This is a genomic window from Bradyrhizobium sp. Rc3b (genome assembly GCF_900114915.1).
Taxonomy (GTDB): domain Bacteria; phylum Pseudomonadota; class Alphaproteobacteria; order Rhizobiales; family Xanthobacteraceae; genus Bradyrhizobium.
On the sequence record NZ_FOUS01000013.1, the window covers coordinates 44,419 to 66,034 of the forward strand.

Below are 21,616 nucleotides of genomic sequence, written 5' to 3' on the forward strand. Positions count from 1 at the left end.
GAGGTGGAAGCGTGAACCACGAACCGCTGTTGCTCGCGACGCCATCCGGCGACGTGCTGAACCTGCGCCCCGAAGGGCCCTGGACCGCCGCGAATGTGGTCACGCTCGAGACATTGTCCCGGTCGGTCGGTGCCGACGTCGATCGCTCGCGCGTCGTCACCCTGGACATGTCGGGCGTCAGTGCGCTCGACACGCTCGGTGCCTGGGTCCTGGAAAAATTGTCGCGCAGGGCCGCAACATCGGGCAGATCGGCCGAATTCGTCGGCGTCGCCGATCATTTCAGCGGGCTGCTGGATGAGGTGCGCCAGGTCAACCGCCACACGCCGGCCCCGACGGCTGCGCCCAATCCGGTGCTGGCGAGGCTGGGCGATCTTGGCAAGTCCACGGCCGATGCGCGGGAAGACATCACGATCTTCCTCCAGATGCTCGGCGCATTGTTCATGGCCGTGATCGGCGTGCTGCGCCGGCCGCGTTCGCTGCGGCTGACCTCGCTAGTGTATCAGCTCTACCGCATCGGGTGGCAGGCGATCCCCATCGTCGCGCTGATCACCTTCCTGATCGGCGCCATCATCGCGCAGCAGGGCTTCTTCCACTTCCGCAGGTTCGGCGCGGAATCCTACACCGTCGACATGGTCGGCATCCTTGTGCTGCGTGAGCTCGGGGTGCTGATCGTCGCCATCATGGTCGCGGGACGGTCGGGAAGCGCCTACACTGCCGAGCTCGGCTCGATGAAGATGCGCGAGGAGATCGACGCGCTCTCGACCATGGGGCTCGATCCCGTCGAGGTCCTGATCCTGCCGCGCGTTGCGGCCCTGGTCATTGCGCTGCCGATCCTCACCTTCCTCGGATCGATCGCCGCGCTCTATGGCGGCGGTCTCGTCGCGCAGTTCTATGGCGACATGGGGCCGGCGATTTACATCGCCCGGCTGCACGAGGCGATCTCAGTCACCCATTTCGAAGTCGGCATCCTGAAGGCGCCGTTCATGGCGCTGGTGATCGGGATCGTGGCCTGCAGCGAGGGATTGCGGGTCAAGGGCAGCGCGGAATCGCTCGGGCGGCAGACGACGACATCGGTGGTGAAGTCGATCTTCTTGGTGATCGTGCTCGACGGCCTGTTCGCGATCTTCTTTGCCTCGATCGGAATGTGACGATGGACGCATCGCAGGACCAGTTCGCGATCCGCGTCCGTGACCTCGTGGTCGGATTCGGCCGCCAGACCGTGCTCGACCATTTGTCCCTCGACGTCCGCCGCGGCGAGATTCTCGGGCTGGTGGGGGCGTCCGGCGGCGGCAAGTCGGTGCTGATGCGCACCATCATCGGCCTCATCCCGCGCCAAGGTGGGACCATCGAGGTCATGGGGCAGCCCACCGGCGGCCACGGCCGCGGCGCCGCCACGACATGGGGCATCCTGTTCCAGCAAGGCGCGCTGTTCTCCTCGCTGACGGTCCGCCAGAACGTCCAGTTTCCCTTGCGCGAGAATCTCGTCCTGTCGCAGGAGCTGATGGACGAGATCGCGATCGCCAAGCTCGAGATGGTCGGCTTGCGCGCCCAGGACGCCGACAAATATCCGGCGGAGCTGTCGGGCGGCATGACCAAGCGCGTGGCGCTGGCGCGCGCCCTCGCGCTCGATCCGCCGATCCTGTTCCTGGACGAGCCGACCTCCGGCCTCGATCCGATCGCCGCCGGCGATTTCGACGCGCTGATCACGACGCTGCAAAAGACGCTGGGGCTGACCGTGTTCATGGTGACCCACGACCTCGCGAGCCTGACCACGGTCTGCGATCGCGTCGCCGCCCTCGCCGACGGCAAGATCGTGGCGATCGGCCCGATGCGCGAATTGCTGCAATCCGAGCATCCCTGGGTGCGCGCCTATTTCCACGGCAAGCGCTCGCAGATGCTGCAACACGAGATGAGATGAGACATGGAAACCCGCGCTCCCTACGTGCTGATCGGCAGTTTCGTGCTGGCCGCGATCCTCGCGGTGTTCGGCTTCGTCTACTGGCTGAACAACACCGGCGGCATCGGGCCGCGCACGAACTACCATGTGCAATTCCAGGGGCCGGTCCCAGGCCTCCTGGTCGGCGCCGGCGTGCTGTTCAATGGCATCCGCGTCGGTGAGGTGACCCAGCTCGGGCTCGCGCCGGATAACCCGCGCTTCGTCAATGCGACGATCTCGGTTGCGACCGCCACCCCGGTGCGTTCCGACACCAGGGTCGGCCTCGAATTCCAGGGCCTGACCGGCGTGCCGGTGGTGACGTTGGAGGGCGGCGCGATCGTCGCCAAAGCAGGCGAGCCCGTGACCTTGATCGCGGAGGCCGGCGCCGGCCAGAGCATGACGCAGGCGGCGCGCGATGCGCTGCGGCGGGTCGACACGGTGCTCCAGGACAATTCGGGCCCACTGAAGGACACCATCGCGAATTTCAAGACGTTCTCCGACGGGCTCGCGCGCAACACCGGCAAGCTCGACGGCATTATTGCGGGCCTGGAGAAGATGACCGGCGGTGGGACGCCCGTGCAGAAAATCACCTACGACCTGCGTACGCCGAAGAATCTTGGGCCGGCCGGCAAGACGCTCTCCGCCTCCCTGGCCATTCCCGAGCCGACCGCGGTCGCAATGCTGCAGACCCAGCGCATGCTGTTCGCGCCCGTCGGGGACAGGCCGGGTTTTGCGGATTTTCTCTGGGCCGACAGCATTCCGAAACTGGTGCAGGCGCGCCTGATCGACAGCTTCGAGAATTACGACATCGCCCACGCCCCGCTACGTACGAGCGATCTCGGTCAGGCGGATTACCAGCTCCTGATCGACATCCGGCGCTTTCGGATCGCCACGGAGGGCGAGGCACGGGTGGAGATCGAACTGTCGGCGCGGATCGTCGACAAGAACGGCAAGGTGGTGGCATCCCGACTGGTCGAGACCAGCGAAAAGCTCGACAAGGTCGAGCCGGCCGCTGCAGTCGCCGCCTTCGATGCGGCCTTTGCCCGCATCGCCAAGGAGCTGATCGGGTGGAGCGTGCAGGCGGTGTGACGCCTTCTATTCCAGCGTCTTCAGGTAGGACAGGAGATCGTGGATCTGGTCCGGACTGAGCTCGAAGGCCGGCATGTCGTCGTGACCGGTGTAGATCCCTTCGGCCAGCGCCTCACCAAGGGTCTCGATCGGATAACGCTGGTGCAGCGTGCGCAGCGGAGGCGCGCGCTCGAGCGGACTGCGGGAGACTCGGTCGATCGCGTGACAGCGTGCGCAATTGGCCCGTGCGAAGGCCTTGCCGCGCTGTTCGGCGGTCGGGGCCGCCAGCGCCGGCATCATCAGAAGTAGCCCGATCAGGCCGTGACGCAGGGCGGCTTGCAGCATGGAAAATGATCCCGTCGAACTCTGGACGCAGAATATGACGGGGATGCCGCTCAAATTTGATCTCTGTCAATTGGCTTTGGCGCAGTGCAGTAAAATGCACCCGCGCGGTGGACTCGGCCTGGTGTCGGGAGCAGCCGGCGCGGGGAGCGGTGGATGAAGCCTTCCGTGGTCACGATCGAGCCGAACGGCCATTTCTGCAGCGATTGCGCCGTACGTGGAGCGGCGGTCTGTTCGTCGCTGGATGCGGCCGAGCTCAGGGAATTCGAGCATCTCGGACGCCGCGTTCATTTTGACTCCGGCGAGACCGTGTTCTCCGAGGAGGACATCACGACCTCGTTCTACAACGTCCTCGAAGGCGTCATGCGGCTGTACAAGCTGCTGCCCGACGGCCGGCGGCAGATCGTCGGTTTTGCCTTGCCCGGCGATTTCCTCGGGATGAACATATCGGGTCGGCACAATTTTTCGGCCGATGCGATCGGCGCGGTGACCGTCTGCCAGTTCGCCAAGGCGCCGTTCGGCCGATTCATCGAAGACCGGCCGCTTCTACTCAGGCGGATCAACGAGCTGGCTATCCGCGAATTGAGCCAGGCGCGCGACCATATGGTCCTGCTCGGCCGCCGCTCGGCCGACGAGAAGGTCGCGACCTTTCTGCTCGGCTGGCGGGAACGGCAGGTCGCGCTCAAGGGGCTGTCCGACACCGTTCCGCTTCCGATGAGCCGTCAGGACATCGCCGACTATCTAGGTCTGACCATCGAAACCGTCAGTCGCACCTTCACCAAGCTGGAGCGTCACGGTGTGATCGAGATCATTCACGGCGGCATCAGCCTGCTCGATCCTGCCCGTGCCGAGGCGCTGGCCGCAGCCTGATAGTCCGTCCAAATTTTTGATCTCGATCAATGACACCGGGCGGCTGCAGCAAATAATGCTCCAACAATCCGGGAGGTGCATGATGCCCGCTGATGCGTTGCTGGTGACCATCGTCGTCGTCGCGATCTTCGTCGCATTCGCCGCAGCTCTGGCCTGGGCAGACCGGCAAACCAGTGCAGGCCGGCTCGATCCGGATTCCAAGCGCTGACCTCCTGAGGTCTTGATCCGCTCAGACCCGCCAACCGCCGACGCTCGGCGGCTTGGCCTTCGCCAGCGCCTCAACGCAAGCGCGGCTTGCGCTGCCTGCAACTCTGCATCGACCGGGCCGCATCGGCGCAGCCTTCGGATGCAGGCTTTCGGCTTGAACGCGGCCTTTTCGCGGCATTTGCCACAAAACGCGCGGGTGCTTTCCGGTTGAAAAGCCTGATAACGTTGACTACGCAGGAACCTCAGTGCCTCGCAGTCTTAGGAGCCCCGCGGCGTGCCTCAGGACAAGACCGGCGACCCCCGACAGTCGGCGGGCAACAAACTATCGGTCCTGCGCAAGCACCCGATCTTCGCGGATCTGGAGCCGGAAGCGCTCGATCAGCTTTGCCGCTACGCCAAGCACACCACCGTGAAGCGCGGCGCGACGATCGCTGCCAAGGGCGATCCGGGCAACAACCTGTTCGCGGTGATCACGGGGACAGTGAAGATTTCCTCCTCGTCGCCCGATGGACGGAACGCCATTCTCAATCTGATCGGTCCCGGAGAAATCTTCGGCGAGATCGCGGTGCTCGACGGCGCTCCCCGGTCGGCCGATGCGACCGCCAACACCAATTGCGAGCTCTACATCATCGATCGCCGGGACTTCCTGCCGTTCGTGAAGAGTCAGCCGGCGCTCGCGATGAAATTCATCGAGCTGCTCTGCGCCCGTCTGCGCTGGACCAGCCAGCAGGTCGAGCAAGTCATCCTCCAGAATCTGCCGGGCCGGCTGGCGAGCGCACTTCTCGGTCTCACCGAGGAGCGCAAGCTCGACTCCGGCAGCGGCACGCTCGCCATCACCCAGCAGGAGATCAGCGAGATGGTGGGGATGACGCGCGAGAGCATCAACAAGCAATTGCGCGCCTGGGCCGGCCGCAACTGGGTTCGCCTCGAGCACGGCGCCATCGTCGTGCTCGATACGGATGCGCTGCGCGAACTCGCCGAGAGCGGTCTCGACGGCGAGTAGTCGCTCCGTCTTAATCCTCGATGATCGCGACCGCGCGGGTCCAGCCCGCAGAGGCGCGTTCGATCTTCACCGGAAAGCATGAGACCGTGAAGCCGGTCGAAGGCAGCTGGTCGAGATTGTGCAGCTTCTCGAGATGGCAATAGCCGATGTGCCGTCCCGCCTTGTGGCCTTCCCAGATCAGGCCGGCATCCTTTGTTTCTGCATATTTCTTCGCGGTGTAGAGGAACGGCGCGTCCCAGCTCCAGCCGTCGGTGCCGGTCAGCCGCACCCCGCGTTCGAGCAGATACATGGTGGCTTCATAGCCCATGCCGCAGCCGGAATTGACGTAGTCGGCCTTGCCGAATTTGGCGCCGGCGCTGGTGTTGACGACCACGATCTCCAGCGGCGACAGCGTGTGCCCGATGCGCTTCAGCTCCTTCTCGACGTCGTCGGCACCAGCCACGTAGCCGTCGGGCAGATGCCGGAAGTCGAGCTTCACGCCGGGCTGAAAGCACCATTCCAGCGGCACCTCGTCGATCGTCCATGACCGCTCGCCGCGGTTCATGGTCGGATGGAAGTGCCAGGGCGCATCGAGATGGGTGCCGTTATGGGTCGACAGCGAGACCTGCTCGACGGCCCAGCCCTGGCCATCGGGCAAATCCTGCGCCTTGAGGCCCTCGAAAAACTGCAGCATGCGGGGCAGGCCCTGCTGGTGATCGATATACTGGATGGTCGGATGGTTGCCCGGCGGATCGGCCGTCACGTCGTTTCTGAGCGGCACCGAGATATCGATCAGCTTCCGCGGCATGGGCATTCCTTCGAGATAGTCCGCTGTTTCGGACATCTTGAGGGGCCTGTCTTGGTCGCGTCAAGTCACGTGCCGGCGACGCAAGCCGTCCCGGCGCTTCCACAACGACGCGAATTGCGCCAGATTGATCGATGCAACTGCTGCATCGATCAATGCCGGATTTGGCTTGGACATGGAATGCCGCGCGCCCTAGGGACGACATTGGCGCTTGACTTCACACCTGAAGGGGAGCGACCCAAGGCGGCGTGCAGCCTGCCGACAACGACATAATCAACCCAGGAGGAAGCCCAGATGAAGACACTCACCGGTATCATCGCAGCCGTTGCATTGGTGCTCTCAGCGCCGCTGGCGACCGCACGCGACTTCCGCTCCGCCGACGTCCATCCCGCAGATTACCCGACCGTCGAGGCCGTCAAGTTCATGGGCAAGCAGCTCGCGGCGGCGAGCGGCGGCAAGCTCGGCGTAAAGGTGTTTCCCAACGGAGCCCTGGGCTCCGAGAAGGACACCATCGAGCAACTCAAGATCGGCGCGCTCGACATGATGCGGATCAACGCATCGCCGCTCAACAATTTCGTGCCGGAAACCATCGCGCTGTGCCTGCCGTTCGTCTTCCGCGACACCCAGCACATGCGCACCGTCCTCGACGGGCCGATCGGCGATGAGATCCTGGCGGCCATGGAGCCCGCAGGCCTGGTCGGCCTTGCCTATTACGACAGCGGCGCCCGGTCCATTTACACCGTGAAGGCGCCGGTCAAGTCGCTCGCGGACCTGAAGGGTCTGAAGATCCGCGTTCAGCAGTCCGATTTGTGGGTCGGCATGATCCAGAGCCTCGGCGCCAACCCGACGCCGATGCCGTATGGCGAGGTTTATACTGCGCTCAAGACCGGCCTCGTGGACGCTGCCGAGAACAACTGGCCTTCCTACGAGTCGTCGCGCCATTTCGAGGCCGCCAAGTTCTACAACATCACCGAGCACTCCCTGGCGCCCGAAGTCCTGGTGATGTCCAAGAAGGTCTGGGACACGCTGAGCAAGGAGGACCAGGCCATGGTCCGCAAGGCGGCCAAGGAATCGGTTCCCGTCATGCGCAAGCTCTGGGACGAGCGTGAGCAGGCGTCCCGCAAGACCGTCGAGGCCGCCGGCGTTCAGGTCGTGACGATCGCCAACAAGGCGGAATTCGTCGATGCGATGAAGCCGGTGTACCAGAAGTTTGCAGGCGACGAGAAGCTGCAGGGCCTCGTCAAGCGTATCCAGGACACGAAGTAACACCACAGCGTCGGGTCCGGCGTTGCCGCGAAGGCGACACCGGACCCTCGCAAGGAGACGCGGGAATGACAGACCCACACGTCGCAGATCACGAGCAGGGGGCAGTCGTGGCACGCCCGGCGACCGGCTTGCTTTCGCGCGTCAATGCCGTCGTCGCGCGCCTGGGCATGTATCTGTCCGTGAGCGGACTGCTCCTCATCGTCACCGTCGTGTTCTACCAGGTGTTCGGTCGTTACGTGCTCAATTCGAGCCCGACCTGGACGGAGAACCTTGCGCTGGTTCTCATCCTCTACGTCACGCTGATCGGCGCCGCCGTTGGCGTGCGCGATGCCGGACACATCGGGATGGACAGCCTTCTGGTGATGCTGCCGGATCACGCGCGCGAGAAGATCGAGCTCGTCATCCACGTCCTGGTGGCCGGGTTTGGCGTCGCGATGGCCTATAACGGCTGGATTCTCGGCGCATCCGTCGGGACCGTGAAGATCCCCAATCTCGGCCTGCCCGAGGTCATCCGCTATGTCCCGTTGATCGCCTCCGGCGTCCTGATCGTCTCCTTTTCAATCGAGCACATCATTGCTCTCCTGCGCGGCGAAGAGGTCGTCCCCTCATGGAACTGATCATCCTCGGCGCCACCTTCTTCGGCTTCCTGATCCTCGGCGTCCCCGTCGCCTTCGCGATCGGTCTCTCGGCGATCTGCACCATCCTCTACGAGGGTCTGCCGGTCGCCGTCATCTTCCAGCAGATGATGTCGGGGATGAACATCTTCTCGTTCCTTGCCATCCCGTTCTTCGTCTTCAGCGGTGAGCTGATGCTGCATGGCGGCGTCGCCGACAAGATCGTGCAGCTCGCCAAGAATCTCGTCGGTCACATCCGCGGCGGGCTCGGCATGTCGAACGTGGTCGCCTGCACCCTGTTCGGCGGCGTCTCCGGCTCGCCGGTGGCCGACGTATCGGCGATGGGCGCGGTGATGATCCCGATGATGAAAAAAGAGGGGTTCGACACCGACTACGCGGTCAATGTCACGACCCACGCCTCGCTGGTGGGCGCCTTGATGCCGACCAGCCACAACATGATCATTTATGCCCTGGCAGCCGGCGGCAAGGTCTCGATCGGCGCGCTGATCGCCGCAGGCCTCCTGCCGGCAATCGTGCTGATGGTGTGCATGCTGGTCGCCGCCTACGCTGTCGCGGTAAAGCGCGGCTATCCGGCCGGCAAGTTTCCGGGCTGGGCTGAGGTTTTTCGCTCGCTCGCGGCCGCGCTGCCGGGTCTTCTGATCGTCGGCATCATCCTGGCGGGCATCCTGTCCGGCGTCTTCACGGCAACCGAGTCTGCGGCCGTCGCGGTCACCTACACGATGCTGCTGACGTTCTTCATCTACCGCACCATGACCTGGAACAATTTCCTGCGCGCCGCCGCCAAGGCGGTGAAGACGACGGGCGTGGTGCTGCTGCTGATCGGCGTCTCCACCATGTTCCAGTACCTGATGGGGCTCTACGAGGTGGCGGACCTTGCCGGCGACCTGATGAGCAAGGTCTCCACGCAGCCCTGGGTCATCTTCCTGCTCATCAACGTCATCCTGTTCGTGCTCGGCACGTTCATGGACATGGCCGCGACCATTCTGATCTGCACCCCGATCTTCCTGCCGATCGCGATGAAGGCGGGCATGGATCCGGTGCAGTTCGGCATGCTGATGCTGATCAATTGCGCCCTCGGGCTGAACACCCCGCCGGTCGGAACCACCCAGTTCGTGGGCTGCGCCATCGGCGGCATTTCGGTGGGCGCGGTGATGCGCACCATCCTGCCGTTCTACGCCGCGCTGATCGCAGCACTGATGTTCGTGACCTACGTCCCTGCATTCTCGCTGTGGCTGCCCCGCCTGCTGATGGGTTACAAGGGCTAGCAGCTACAGGAGAAGCTATCAGTGACTGACTATCGCAAGCTCTTTGATCTCACCGGCAAGACGGCCGTGGTGCTCGGCGCCGCATCGGGCATCGGCAAATCGTCGGCCGAAGCGCTGGCTGGGCTCGGGGCCCGCGTTGTTTGCGCCGATCGCGCGCTTGACGCCGCGGAGGCGACCGCCGTCGGCATTCGCGACAAGGGCGGCTGGGCTGAAGCAGCCAGCTGTGACGCCGCAAGCGCTGCGGACGTCAATGCGCTGGCCAAAACGGTGATGCAGAAATTTCCGCGGCTCGACATCGCGGTGACGACGCCCGGGCTCAACATCCGCAAGACCATCCTCGACTACACCGAGGAGGATCTCGACCGCGTCCTCAGCCTCAACGTCAAGGGCACGGTGTGGTTCTTCCAGGCCTTCGGCCGCATCATGGTCGCGCAAAAGGGCGGCACCATCATCGCCTGCTCGTCGGTGCGCGCGGTGACCATCGAGCCTGGCCTCGGCGTCTACGGCTCGACCAAGGCGGCGATCGGCCTGCTGGTGAAGGGCTTTGCCTCAGAGGTCGGCCATGCCGGCGTGCGCGTCAACGCGATCGCGCCGAGCATCGCGGAGACCGCGCTGACCGGCCCGTTCAAGCAGCGGCCAGACATCTATAATCTCTACGCCGGCCATACCGTGTTCAACCGCTGGAGCAGCGCCGACGAAGTCGCGACCGCCGTGGCCTATCTCGCTTCGGACGCCGCGAGCTATGTCAGCGGCAGCACGATGTTCGTCGATGGCGGCTGGACCGCCGTCGACGGTCCGCCGACCGGTCTCACCCAGCTGCACAAATAGGGCGTCATCGGCATCTAGCCGGTAAAGCCAGCGCGCTGGCGCAGGTCCTTCCGATCTGCGCCGGTCAGCAACGCGATCAGCGCCGCCGCCTCTTTCGGATGCGCCGCCCGCGCGGTCACGCCGGCCGTGTACATTGTCACGAGTTCGCAGCCGGGGGGCAGCGCCCCCGACAGTGCAATGCCATCTGTCGCGATGATCTCGGTCGCCTGCGTGCATCCGATCGGCCGCGTCGCCGTGGACGCCGCGAGCTCCCGCATCGCGGTTGCACCGTTCGGAAAGATCTTGAGGCGCGATGCCACCTCATAGGCGATGCCGAGCTGGTCCAGCACTTTTGCGAAATGCTGGCCCGCGGTCGAGGCCTTGGTGTCGGGGACGTAGATCGCATCGGCGCTGCGCAGCACCTCGCGCAGATCGGCCTCGGTCTTCACCGTCACCTTGGCATCGCGGCTGCGGACCGCCAGCGCGGTCTCGACCCGGCCGACATCCGTGATCGAGGAGGGGACGATGAGCTTCTCCTCGGCAAGCCTCGCAAGCAGCGCCTGCGTCAGGATCACGAGATCGGCCGGCATGCTCGCGCGCAGCTTGTCCGCCATCACGCCGACCGCACCAAATTCGCCGTCGATACCGAGACCGGTTTGCGCCTTGAAGGCCTCGGTGACGCCGCGCACCAGGCCTTGTGCCGCGCCTCCGCTCAAAACGTTCATTGTCGTCAAGACGCACGCTCCATCGCTGCAATGATCTTGTCGCGCGTGATCGGCAGGTCGCGCACGCGGACGCCGAGGCAATCGTGAACCGCATTCGCGATCGCCGCCGTCACCGGCCCGTGCGCAGCCTCGCCGGCGCCGACCGGCTCGATCTCCGGGCGCTGGATGATCTCGACATCCACCGCCGGCACCTCGCTGAAGGTCAGGATCGGATAGTCGGTCCAGGACGTCGAGGTGATGCGGGTCCGGTCGAAGCGGACGCGCTCCTTCAGCACCCAGCTCGTGGCCTGGATTGCGCCGCCCTCGATCTGGTTGATCACGCCGTCCGGATTGATGGCCTCGCCGACATCGACGGCGAGCGTCAACCGCCTCACGCTGATATCGTCGGCGCCCTCGATCTCGGCGATGGCAGCGCAATAGGCGCCCGTATTCTTGTAGCGAGCAAAGCCGACGCCGTGTCCGATGCCCGATCGCTTCTGCGGCTTCCACGCGGCGCGCCTCGCCGCGGCGCGGATGACGTCTCTGGCCCGTTCGTCCCGCAGATGCCGCAGACGGAACGCGATCGGATCTTCGCCGCGCAGGGCGGCGATCTCGTCGAGCAGGGACTCGATGGCGAAGACATTGCCTTGGCCGCCCAGCGTCCGCAACGCCGAGGTCCGCACCGGCATGGTCAGCAGCCGGTGGCTCGTGATGGTCCAGCCCGGGAAGTCATAGAGCGGAACGGAGTTGCGGTCGCCGCCGCCGCCATTGGCCGCGGGCGGATTGGTCGAGATCATGCGGGGATGGGGATTGGCGATCTCGGTTGCCGCGAGCAGCGCCGGCTGCGCCGCGCGTCCCGGCCTTGCTGCATGGCCGTTGCTCCAGATCGCATGGCGCCAGCCGGTGATCTCGTTGCCTGCGTCGAGATCGGCCTCGATCTCGATGGCCATCGCCGCCCCAAAGGGCGCGTGGGACATCTCGTCGTGGCGTGACCACTGCACCCGCACCGGACGGCCGCCAGCGGCCTTGGCCAGGAGCACGGCGTCGAGCGCGACGTCGTCGGCCGCGTTGTGCCCATAGCATCCGGCGCCCTCGATGTGCTCGACGACGATGTTCTCGGCCGGCAGCTTGAGGACGATTGCGAGATCGGCGCGCAGCAGGTAGACGCCCTGGCTATGCGTCCAGACATGGACACGATCGCCGTCCCATTGTGCGACGGCGCAGGACGGCGCGATCGAGGCGTGGGCGATGTAGGGGCGGGTGTATTGCCGGCGGAGGGTTTGGGCGGGTTTGTGCGCTGGCCCCGCCGCCTTGGTGTCGATGACGGTGGTCTCGAGCGGTTGGCTCTTCAAAAAGCCCGCCAGATCATCTTCATCCGGCAACGGCTCACCGGCCGACCACGTCGCGCCCTTGCGCAGAGCCTTGAGGGCCGCGTCCGCCGCCGCCTCGTTGTCGGCAACCACGCCGGCAAAGCCGCCGTCGCGGACGATCGCAACGAGGCCGGGGACGGCGCGTGCAGCCTCCTCATTCAGTGCGATCAATTTGGCGCCCGAGATATCCGGCCGCAGCACGCGCCCATGCACCAGTCCCGGCAGCGCAAAGTCGTGAATGAAGCGCGGCCGCGCGAGCACCTTGTCGGGAATGTCGACACGCTGGACCGAGCGTCCGGCGACGGTGCGCCCGGCGGCACTCTTCGCTGTCGGGCCTGCGGTGGCGTCGTGGTCGAGCGAGACCTCGTCCATCAACTCCCAATAGCTGGTCCTGACATTGCCGGGACCCGAGATGGTGCCGTCATCGATATCGAGCCGCGATGCATCGACGCCGAGACGTTCCGATGCCGCGCGAAGGAAGCGCTGGCGGACTTCGGCACAGACCTGGCGCAGCGCGCGGCCGGACTGCTGGATCGAGAGACTGCCCGAGGTGACGCCTTCATTCGGGCTGGTCGCCGTCGAGGCGCGGATCATCGCGATCCTGACGATCTCGACGTCGAGTTCGTCCGCCGCGATCTGCGCCAGTGCCGTGACGATGCCCTGGCCGATCTCGACCTTGCCGGGCGAGATCGCCACACGGCCGTCATCGGTGAATCGCACCCATGACGACAGCTTGGGATTGGCCGCGAGGCTGACCGGCAGCTTCGGGGCAGGAGAGGGCGCGCTCATGACGTCGCCACCTCTGCTGCCGCACGCAACACGGCGCGGACCATGCGGTTGTGCGACCCGCAGCGGCACAGATTGCGATCCAGCGCGGCCCTGACCTCGGCCTCCGTCGGGGACGGATTGCGCTTCAGCAGCGCCGCCGCGCTGATCAGGATCCCCGCGACACAATAGCCGCACTGCATCGCCTGTTCGGCGATGAAGGAGCGCTGCAGCGGATGCGACTGCTCCACTGTCCCGAGGCCTTCCACCGTGACGACGTCCTTGTCCGCGACCGACCACATCGGCATGTCGCATGAGGACATTGCGCGGTCACCGACCATGACATGGCAGGCGCCGCACTCCCCGGCGCCGCAGCCGAAATGCGGCCCAGTGATGCCGAGTTGGCTGCGTAGCACATCAAGCAGCATCTGGTCGGGATCTACATCCACGGCGATCGCCGCGCCGTTGAGCCGGAATTGAACGGAGGGCATGAGCAGTACGGCCTCAGGACTTGTCGAACTTCTTGACGACGTCGGCCCATTTTTCGATGTCGCCGCGCAGGAATTTATCGAACTGCTCCGGCGTCATCGACATGGGCACGGCGCCCTGTTCCGTCCAGAGCTTGACGATGTCGGGCCGCTTCACCATTGCGTTTACGGCTGCATTGAGCTTGTCGATCACGGGCTTGGGTGTTCCCGCGGGCGCCATCAGGCCGAGCCAGATCGTGGCCTCGTAGCCTGCTACACCGGCTTCACCTGATGTCGGCACGTTCGGCAGCACGGTCGAACGCTGCTTGCCTGTCGTGGCGAGCGCGCGCACCTGATTCTCGGCGATGTTCGGCGCCATCGCCGGCACCGCGTCGATCATCATCTGCACCTGTCCGCCGATCACGCCGCTGCGCGCCTCGCCGCTGTTGCGATAGGGCACGTGCACGACATCGATGCCGGCCATGGCTTTGAACAGCTCGCCGGCCATGTGGTAGGGCGTGCCTTGGCCCGAGGAAGCGTAATTCAGCTTGCCCGGCTGCGCCTTGGCGAGCGCGATGAACTCGGCCAGCGTCTTCGCCGGGACCTGCGGGTTCACCACGATGACGAGATCGGAATAATTCACCGGCGCGATCGGCGCGAGGTCGCGCATCAGCTCGTATTTGCGCTTGTCCGCCGTCAGCAGCGATTCATTCGCGGTCTGGGTGTTGGACATCATCAGCAGCGTGTAGCCGTCGGCCGGTGATTTCGCGGCCTCAATGGTGCCGATGACGCCGCCGGCGCCGGTGCGGTTTTCGACCACGAAGGGCTGACCAAAACTCTCCTGGAGCACGTTGGCGATCAGCCGGGCCGCGACGTCGGCCGGCCCGCCCGCGCCGAACGGCACGACGATACGGACCGAATGGCTGGGATAATCCTGCGCGAATGAGGGGGCTGCGGAGAATGCAGCAAGCAGGCCGGCCGCCAATGCCAGCACGGATCTTCGGGCGATCATGCCCACCTCCCTGATATCGTTCTTGTTGGCCGGCACTGTAGCGGCAGGGAATGCGGACTGTCGACGGCTCACAAAGTCGATTGTATCAGGGAATATCGCGCGGTTTTCGGTGTGACTGCGCCGCCTTCGCGCTTGCAGCAGGAACCCGCGGCGCGCGCTTTGAGCAAATCGCATGGGCCGTGCCGGATAAATGCGCTCGGCTGGCTGGTATTTTGGTGTTACGAACTGGGGCATGAACCAGCACGCCAAAATCGAAATCCGCCATTCGACCTGTCCGCATGATTGCCCCTCGGCCTGCGCCCTCGATGTCGAGGTGGTCGAAGGCCGCAGCATCGGCCGTGTCCGCGGTTCGAAAAAGCAGACCTACACGGCCGGTGTCGTCTGCGCCAAGGTTGCCCGCTACGCCGAGCGCATACATCACCCCGAGCGGGTCACGTTTCCGATGCGCCGCATTGGGCCGAAGGGCTCGGGGCAATTCGCGCGCATCTCCTGGGACGAGGCGCTGGACGAGATTGGGCATCGCTTCAATCAAGCCGAACGCGAGTTCGGCGCGGAATCGATCTGGCCCTATTATTACGCCGGCACGATGGGCCTGGTGATGCGCGACGGTCTCAACCGTCTCACGCATGTGAAGAAATATTCGCGCTTCTATCAAACCATCTGCGCCAATGTCGCGCGCATCGGATTCGCGATCGGCACCGGCAAGATCGCCGGCGTCGACCCGCGCGAGATGGCGCTGTCCGACCTCGTCGTGATCTGGGGCACCAACCCCGTCAACACGCAGGTCAATGTGATGACGCACGCCTCCCGCGCCCGCAAGGAGCGCGGCGCGAAGATTGCGGCGGTCGACATCTACGACAACGAGACTATGAAGCAGGCTGACATCAAGATCATCCTGCGCCCCGGCACCGACGGCGCCTTCGCCTGCGGCGTCATGCATGTCCTGTTCCGCGACGGCTACGCCGACCGCGCCTACATGGACAAATACACCGACTGCCCGGCCGAGCTCGAGGCGCATCTGAAGACGCGCACGCCGGAATGGGCGTCCGCGATTTGCGGCGTGCCGGTGGCCGAAATCGAAGCCTTCGCGAAAGCGGTTGGCGAGACCAAGCGCACCTTCTTCCGCTTTGGCTACGGCTTTACGCGCAGCCGTAATGGTGCGACCCAGATGCATGCGGCAAATAGCATTCCCGCGGTGACCGGCGCCTGGCAGTATGAGGGCGGCGGCGCCTTCTTCAACAATTACGCGCTGTGGCATTTCAACGAATCCATCATCGAGGGCCACGACGCCATCGACCCGAGCATTCGCGCGCTCGACCAGTCCAAGATCGGCCGTATCCTCACCGGCGATGCCGAGGCCCTGCGCGGCAAGGGGCCAGTCAAGGCGATGCTGATCCAGAACACCAATCCGATGACGGTGGCGCCGGAGCAGGCGCTGGTGCGGCAGGGCTTTGCGCGTGAGGATCTGTTCGTCGCGGTGCACGAGCAGTTCATGACCGAGACCGCGCAAATGGCCGACATCGTGCTGCCGGCCACCATGTTCATGGAGCATGACGATCTCTATTACGGCGGCGGCCACCAGCACATCTCGGTCGGGCCGAAGCTGATCGACCCGCCCGGCGAATGCCGCTCCAACCACGAGGTCCTGCAGGCCCTGGCGCCGCGGCTCGATGCCAGGCATCAAGGTTTCGAGATGACGCCGCGCGAATTGATCGACGCGACCTTGAGGCTGAGCAACCACGGCGACATCGGCGGCCTCGAAGCCGACATCTGGCGCGACCTGCAACCGGACTTCCGCACCTCTCATTATCTCGACGGCTTTGCCCATGCCGACGGGAAATTCCACTTCAAAGCCGATTGGGCGCATCCGCCGTTCGGCGTGACCATGGGCGATTTCGACAAGATGCCGTCGCTGCCGGATCATTGGGCGGTGATCGAGCACAGCGATCAGGCCCATCCGTTCCGGCTCGCCACCAGCCCTTCGCGCAGCTTCCTCAACACCACCTTCAACGAGACGCCGTCCTCGCAGGCGCGCGAGGGCAAGGCGAGCGTGATGATCCATCCGCTGGATGCTGCCGCCCTCGACATTGCCGACGGCGATACGGTGACGCTCGGCAACACTCGCGGAGAGACCACGCTGGTGGCGACGCTGTTCGACGGGGTGCGGCGCGGTGTCCTGATCGCGGAATCCGTTCATCCAAATAAGAACCACATCGGCGGCCGCGGCATCAACATGCTGACCGGAGCCGAAACCGTCGCGCCGATCGGCGGCGCGGCGTTCCATGACAACAAGGTCTGGATCAGGAAGGCTGCGAGCTGAGGCGCGGCTCGCGCTTCGGTCGCCCCGCAAATTGCGTCGAGGCGCTAAAGCGGCGCCGCGCCACAGTTTGCGCTTGCACCTATCGCCCAAGCTGCCGCAAATGGCGGCAAACGGGAGCAAGGAAGCGAGCGTGCCATGACCGACACCACAGCCGTCGTCACCGAGAAGCGCGGGCAGGCGCTCTGGATCACCATCAACCGGCCGGACAAGCGCAACGCTCTGAACGGCGAGGTGATCGCCGGCATCGGCAAAAGCTATCGCGACGCGCATGAAGACAAGGACGTCCGCGTCATCGTGCTGACGGGCGCGGGCGACAAGGCGTTCTGCGCGGGCGCTGACTTGCAGAATTCCGGCGCCGCTTTCGCGATGGACCATTCCAAACCAAATGTCGACTATGCCGATCTGCTGCGCTTGTCGCAGAATGCGACGAAGCCGGCGATTGCGCGGGTCGGCGGCGTCTGCATGGCGGGCGGCATGGGCCTGCTCTGCATGACCGACATGGCGGTCGCAGCCGATCACGTCATCTTCGGCCTGCCTGAGGTGAAAGTCGGCGTGTTCCCGATGCAGGTGTTGAGCCTTTTGCAGACCATCGCGCCGCCGCGGCTCGTCAACGAATGGGCGCTCACCGGCGAGCCGTTCGGCGCCAAGGCCGCGCACGCTGCGGGCCTTCTCAACTACATGGTGCCAGCGGCCGAATTAGACGCTAAGGTCGACTGGCTGATCGGCCGCATCGTCGACAAATCCCCAACCGCGATCCGCCGCGGCAAATACGCCATGCGCGCCATAGCCTCGATGTCGTTCGACGAGAGCATCGCCTACACCGAAAGCCAGATCGCGCTGCTGGCCATGACCGAGGACGCCAAGGAAGGCTTGAAAGCTTTCAGCGAGAAGCGCAAACCGTCCTGGTCGGGAAGATAAATGCGTACCCTTCAACTTCCGTCTCGCCTGGCGGGTGTCCGGACCGCGCATTCTGTCTATTGGCGCTAGCCGAAGATGGGGCTTTCCAGTCGAGAATAAAAAGCGGCTCGTCAACAAACTGGCGAGCTGGCGATGAAGCTGAAGTAGTCTCTGAAGGCTCAGAAATTCGGATCGACTTCCAAGGGAATCCATCAGCCCGCGGGAGGGACTGATGCCTAAAGCCAGCAAGATGCGACCTCGGACGATCAGGCGAAGTGGTCAAACCAGCGTCAGTGTCCACGCCGATGCCAGATGGTAGTCGATGCGCGCCTGATGCGATTTGCTCAGGCAGCAGAACGCGAGAGAGGCGCTCGCGCGCCTTGACGGATACATGAAAGAAAAAAAGAGCGCCTCCGGAGAGACGCTCTTTTGCCACCCCATTGAGGGGGCAAGACATCCGATTGCACAGAAAGCACTACGCTATCGCACTTTCAACCGCCCCAGGCCTCACGTGGCATAAGGGTTTCTACAGTCGAGGGCCCGGGCAGCACACGAGATTAGCTCGAACAACAACATCTCAATGCCAATGGTTAACAACGCCGGAAAATCTGCGAGACTCGCGAACGGGAGAACACTTCCGATGTGAGAGGCGGGGCTACGTTCCAAGGCTCGAGCCGGTACTGTAGGAGGCTCCGATCTGATGGGCAGCGTTTCACGATTCGCTGCCCTTTGCGGACCATGCGACACAGCCAAAGAAAAATTGCGGTGGTGGCGCTAACAAGGACAGTTACCAAGATCAGATCCCAGTGGCGTATCGTCAGGCATTCCTATGATATGCTCGTCGGTAGCCGGTAAGTGTTTGTCTTGATTCATGAAGTCAGGCGCCGCCTCGTATTATCCCGGCGAGTGCCTCCATCGAAGCTAGACCATATTCGGGACTGGCTCATTCCGATCCCGCGCGAAATGCTCGGTCTGTGTTCGGACCTTGCAAGCACGCCCTTCACGTGCCCTGTCGGGCGGCGGCATTTGGGGCGAAGGGCGCAGGAGCGTCAAATTCCTGGTGGGGACTAAGGAATGATCCCAGGGGCACTTTCGCCTCCAGCAGGCTGCCAGGGGCCTTCGCGGCCGGTGCATGGCATAATGCCCGCATAACGACGGCATAATAGTTGTATTATGCCTGCGCGATAATCGTACTCTCGGACGTTTCATATCTCACGTCATCTGTTTCATGATTTTCGACGTCTGTTTCTTTTGAGCCAATCCCCGTTTCATCCCGACCACAAGGTGTTTCAAAGCTCTCAACATGTGTTTCAAGATTCTGATGCTTTTTTCTTTGGCAGGTTCCAATTGCTTGAAAATGAGCTGTTTTCACAACTGCCCAGTACCTTGCATTGGCTAACAGGTGTTTCATCAGGGTGGCAGACCAGGGGGGAGTCGCCATAGTTCGACTGTTTGACTTCCAGTCGAAAGCGCGTCCGACGAGCGCCGCCAGTCCCATCCGAGATTTCGACGATTTTGGCCGCTGCAAATGGAGCCGGCAGGCCACCATCTTTTCTGCCGTTGCGTTCGTGCAACGGACTTGTTCGGGTTCAGACCGCCCCTTCTTTCAGTTAGAGATTCGATCGTTGATGGTCCCGATCTCAGAACGGCAGGCGGCTGCCCCGAGGCTCAAGTCCCGCGGCGACAGTCGGAGATTCAGATCCGACACGGTCAGGGATTCGGTGAAACAGTTGTTGGTTCTCTTGAAACAGGAGTTGGTGGCTTTCAGGCCTGCGCACTATAGTGGAAAGCGGCGCCTAACTAGTGTTTCACGGCACCCGGAAAGTGTTTCTTTTGTTACCATGTAACGGGGGGCCGACAAAAAAGTTTGCCGCCCTACCTTCCGCCAACGTCCGCCCAGACATCCACCTCAAAGGGGGGGGCCTGTCCTGAGCGGGCGTGACCAGTGCGGAGCCAAGGATCAGACATCCCGCCGAAGCGGGGCTCCCGAACGGAGAAGTAATATGGCCGAAGACGGCGAACAGGCGCGCCGCCAGGCGCAACCTCAGTGGCCTCGGGAGCTCACGCTCGAGGCCGGCTTTGCCGTCCGGCGCACCCCGCCGGTCGACCATCTGCCTAGCGAGGCGCACCCGCGACCTGATGCTTCGCGAACCGGCAAACACTTCCCATCGACGCGGCCAGCTCGCGAGCTCGGACGTCGGCCCGAGCCGGCGCGCTCGCGGGAAGAAGGAGATGGAGCCGTCGAATCCTTGGAATCCGGGCGATCCTGGATCCCGGACGAGGACCGGGAGCATCTCGAGATCGAGGACGATGTGATGGAGAGCTATCGTTCTACCATTCCGGCGGCCGACGCACTGCTCGAGGCCCCTGAGCCGGAGGACTTCCTACCGAGCCCCGAGCAAATGCTCGCCATCAATCCGGACAAGCCCAATGGTCCAGACTACGGCGAGCTGCGTAGTCTGATCGATGCCAACCACGCTCTCACAGAGAAGTCGCGTGAGAAGCGGCGTGCGGCTCAGGACCGCGAGGGCGATGACGCCGCTCCGAAGGTGAAGATCGCGACCGCGGAGACGCAGCGGGAATACCTTTCCCGCGGCCTGGGGCTGCTCAAGCGGTACATGCGCGAGTCGGACCTCCAACTCAGTCTTGAGGACACCGATCCGCAGCAGTTCGCCAGCTGGCTGCTGGGCTTGAAACCTTTCCTCTCCCGGAGCACCTGGCGGCTGTACCGCGCCTCGGCGATCGCGATCGTCCAGGCCATCCCCTCGATTTACAGGGACTCTGCCATCGCTATGCTGAACGCGGATCTCAAGATCGGCAACGACGAGGGGCAGTCAGGAAAGAGAAACGGTGAGGAGGAGGAGGTTCGAGCAGCGAGGCGCGCCAAGCGAATTGATCACCAGCATTTCCAGCAGCTCCGGAAGATTCTCCTCGTAACCTCCCGCAGTCCGGCGCAGGCGTGGCTCCGGGATTGGCTGCGCGCGGGGATCCACACCGGCTTACGTCCGGTGGAATGGTCTCTCACCACGTTTGAACGTCGTCCTGACAGACGTTTCCCGAACGGCCGGGTTTGGCTGCATGTGGTCAGCGCGAAGGCCACCGATGGCCGAGCTACGCACCGGACGCTGGATCTGTCGAATTTCTCGACCGAGGCCTTGGAGGCGGTGGAGCGGATGGTCAACCAGTCCAGGGAGTGGGTGCTGGCCGGAACCTGGTCGCAGCGGCAGTACGACGTCTCGAAGTTGCTGCGCAAGCTCTGCAAGACGCTGTTCCCGCGGATGAAGAAGCAATACACGCTCTACAGCCTGCGCCATCAGTTCATTGCCAATATGAAGACGATCTATACCCGGGAAGAGGTTGCGGCCATGGTTGGCCACATCTCGCTGGAAACCCAGGTCGAGCACTATGGCAAGCGGCGCCTGGCCTGGGATTCCCGCCTCATCACGGAGGTGCCGATGCCGGTCGAGGAGCAGGTCGCCCAGATCAAGAAACGGCTCGAGCTCTTTGATCTCCGGAAGATCGACCGTGCCACCAAAGAGGCCGCCAAGCGTGGTGTCGATCCCGACGATTTCGATGGTGAGGACTTTAGCGCTGGCCGTCGTTAACCATGAATTGTCGTGCCTGCTGGAAATTCCGATCACAAGCGACATATTGGAGGCTACTTCGCGTCCCTCGCGAAGCGGCCGCCGCCGGTGCTTCCAACACCGTCGACGGCCTAACCACGACGACTAAGCAGGAGTCACCATGGCTAAGCGCCATTATAACGCCGATTCGGCAGTCCTTCTCTCGTCCTCTCCGTTGCCCGATCTCCGGTCCGATGTGACCGGGTGCGGGCTCATGCCCGATGTCGGGTGCATGGCGGGCGCTATCGCCCTCATCACCATCACCATCACCATCA

Annotated in this window: 20 protein-coding genes; 13 read left to right on the plus strand and 7 right to left on the minus strand. The window is 63.9% G+C overall.

Annotated features, from left to right (window positions below; genetic code table 11):
• Positions 1-11 precede the first annotated feature (11 nt).
• The 3 genes from BM190_RS28130 to BM190_RS28140 are packed head-to-tail and all read left to right on the plus strand — an operon-like array spanning position 12 to position 3,025.
• Positions 12-1,148 (plus strand): ABC transporter permease, encoded by a 1,137-nt coding sequence (locus BM190_RS28130; RefSeq protein ID WP_092260904.1) that lies wholly within the window; start codon positions 12-14, stop codon positions 1,146-1,148.
• A 2-nt stretch (positions 1,149-1,150) separates the two neighbouring features.
• A complete protein-coding gene (locus tag BM190_RS28135) occupies positions 1,151-1,918 on the plus strand; it encodes an ABC transporter ATP-binding protein (RefSeq protein ID WP_018319256.1) in 768 nt (255 codons plus the stop codon).
• Between the two features lie 3 nt (positions 1,919-1,921).
• Entirely contained in the window at positions 1,922-3,025 is a 1,104-nt protein-coding gene (locus BM190_RS28140; protein ID WP_092260906.1) for an ABC-type transport auxiliary lipoprotein family protein, read from the plus strand.
• A 6-nt stretch (positions 3,026-3,031) separates the two neighbouring features.
• Here BM190_RS28140 and BM190_RS28145 read toward each other — a convergent pair whose 3' ends face one another.
• On the minus strand, positions 3,032-3,349 hold the full coding sequence (locus BM190_RS28145) for a c-type cytochrome (protein ID WP_092260908.1): 318 nt from the start codon (positions 3,347-3,349) through the stop codon (positions 3,032-3,034).
• Between the two features lie 153 nt (positions 3,350-3,502).
• Between BM190_RS28145 and BM190_RS28150 the strand changes: the two genes are divergently transcribed.
• From BM190_RS28150 to BM190_RS28155, 3 genes are all read left to right on the plus strand, one after another.
• Positions 3,503-4,216: a helix-turn-helix domain-containing protein gene (locus BM190_RS28150; RefSeq protein ID WP_018319258.1), complete on the plus strand. Its 714-nt coding sequence runs from the start codon at positions 3,503-3,505 to the stop codon at positions 4,214-4,216.
• A 79-nt stretch (positions 4,217-4,295) separates the two neighbouring features.
• Positions 4,296-4,424 (plus strand): hypothetical protein, encoded by a 129-nt coding sequence (locus tag BM190_RS41640; RefSeq protein WP_283806129.1) that lies wholly within the window; start codon positions 4,296-4,298, stop codon positions 4,422-4,424.
• 273 nt (positions 4,425-4,697) lie between these two features.
• Positions 4,698-5,426, plus strand: coding sequence for a Crp/Fnr family transcriptional regulator (locus tag BM190_RS28155; protein ID WP_092260910.1), 729 nt, complete (start codon positions 4,698-4,700; stop codon positions 5,424-5,426).
• Positions 5,427-5,436: 10 nt separating this feature from the next.
• Here BM190_RS28155 and BM190_RS28160 read toward each other — a convergent pair whose 3' ends face one another.
• The gene (locus BM190_RS28160; protein ID WP_092261203.1) at positions 5,437-6,213 is read right to left on the minus strand and encodes a cyclase family protein; all 777 of its coding nucleotides are present in this window, start codon (positions 6,211-6,213) and stop codon (positions 5,437-5,439) included.
• 291 nt (positions 6,214-6,504) lie between these two features.
• Between BM190_RS28160 and BM190_RS28165 the strand changes: the two genes are divergently transcribed.
• The 4 genes from BM190_RS28165 (at position 6,505) to BM190_RS28180 (ending at position 10,204) form a co-directional block, all read left to right on the plus strand.
• Positions 6,505-7,476, plus strand: a complete 972-nt coding sequence (locus BM190_RS28165; RefSeq protein ID WP_092260912.1) for a TRAP transporter substrate-binding protein — start codon at positions 6,505-6,507, stop codon at positions 7,474-7,476.
• A gap of 65 nt (positions 7,477-7,541) precedes the next feature.
• Complete coding sequence (locus tag BM190_RS28170; protein ID WP_092260914.1) at positions 7,542-8,093, plus strand: TRAP transporter small permease; 552 nt, start codon at positions 7,542-7,544, stop codon at positions 8,091-8,093.
• Positions 8,084-9,376 (plus strand): TRAP transporter large permease, encoded by a 1,293-nt coding sequence (locus BM190_RS28175; protein WP_092260916.1) that lies wholly within the window; start codon positions 8,084-8,086, stop codon positions 9,374-9,376. The genes BM190_RS28170 and BM190_RS28175 overlap by 10 nt, the downstream gene beginning before the upstream one ends.
• A 21-nt stretch (positions 9,377-9,397) precedes the next feature.
• On the plus strand, positions 9,398-10,204 hold the full coding sequence (locus tag BM190_RS28180) for an SDR family NAD(P)-dependent oxidoreductase (protein WP_092260918.1): 807 nt from the start codon (positions 9,398-9,400) through the stop codon (positions 10,202-10,204).
• A gap of 14 nt (positions 10,205-10,218) precedes the next feature.
• Here the strand turns inward: BM190_RS28180 and BM190_RS28185 are convergent, their stop codons facing one another.
• The 4 genes from BM190_RS28185 to BM190_RS28200 are packed head-to-tail and all read right to left on the minus strand — an operon-like array spanning position 10,219 to position 14,501.
• On the minus strand, positions 10,219-10,917 hold the full coding sequence (locus BM190_RS28185; RefSeq protein ID WP_092260920.1) for a molybdate ABC transporter substrate-binding protein: 699 nt from the start codon (positions 10,915-10,917) through the stop codon (positions 10,219-10,221).
• Positions 10,914-13,046 (minus strand): xanthine dehydrogenase family protein molybdopterin-binding subunit, encoded by a 2,133-nt coding sequence (locus tag BM190_RS28190; RefSeq protein WP_092260922.1) that lies wholly within the window; start codon positions 13,044-13,046, stop codon positions 10,914-10,916. Before BM190_RS28190 ends, BM190_RS28185 begins: the two co-directional genes overlap by 4 nt.
• Positions 13,043-13,513 carry a (2Fe-2S)-binding protein gene (locus tag BM190_RS28195; protein WP_092260924.1) on the minus strand — a complete coding sequence of 157 codons (471 nt, stop codon included), beginning with the start codon at positions 13,511-13,513 and terminating at the stop codon, positions 13,043-13,045. The genes BM190_RS28190 and BM190_RS28195 overlap by 4 nt, the downstream gene beginning before the upstream one ends.
• Positions 13,514-13,526: 13 nt before the next feature.
• Positions 13,527-14,501, minus strand: a complete 975-nt coding sequence (locus BM190_RS28200; protein WP_177237330.1) for a tripartite tricarboxylate transporter substrate binding protein — start codon at positions 14,499-14,501, stop codon at positions 13,527-13,529.
• 232 nt (positions 14,502-14,733) lie between these two features.
• On the opposite strand from BM190_RS28200, the gene BM190_RS28205 reads away from it, so the two are divergent.
• Positions 14,734-16,821 carry a molybdopterin oxidoreductase family protein gene (locus BM190_RS28205; protein WP_092260926.1) on the plus strand — a complete coding sequence of 696 codons (2,088 nt, stop codon included), beginning with the start codon at positions 14,734-14,736 and terminating at the stop codon, positions 16,819-16,821.
• Positions 16,822-16,956: 135 nt separating this feature from the next.
• The gene (locus BM190_RS28210) at positions 16,957-17,739 is read left to right on the plus strand and encodes an enoyl-CoA hydratase/isomerase family protein (RefSeq protein ID WP_092260928.1); all 783 of its coding nucleotides are present in this window, start codon (positions 16,957-16,959) and stop codon (positions 17,737-17,739) included.
• A 1,150-nt stretch (positions 17,740-18,889) separates the two neighbouring features.
• Here the strand turns inward: BM190_RS28210 and BM190_RS39805 are convergent.
• A complete protein-coding gene (locus BM190_RS39805; RefSeq protein WP_143109094.1) occupies positions 18,890-19,216 on the minus strand; it encodes a hypothetical protein in 327 nt (108 codons plus the stop codon).
• Positions 19,217-19,721: 505 nt separating this feature from the next.
• Between BM190_RS39805 and BM190_RS28220 the strand changes: the two genes are divergently transcribed.
• A complete protein-coding gene (locus BM190_RS28220; RefSeq protein ID WP_092260932.1) occupies positions 19,722-21,323 on the plus strand; it encodes a site-specific integrase in 1,602 nt (533 codons plus the stop codon).
• Positions 21,324-21,616 lie beyond the last annotated feature (293 nt).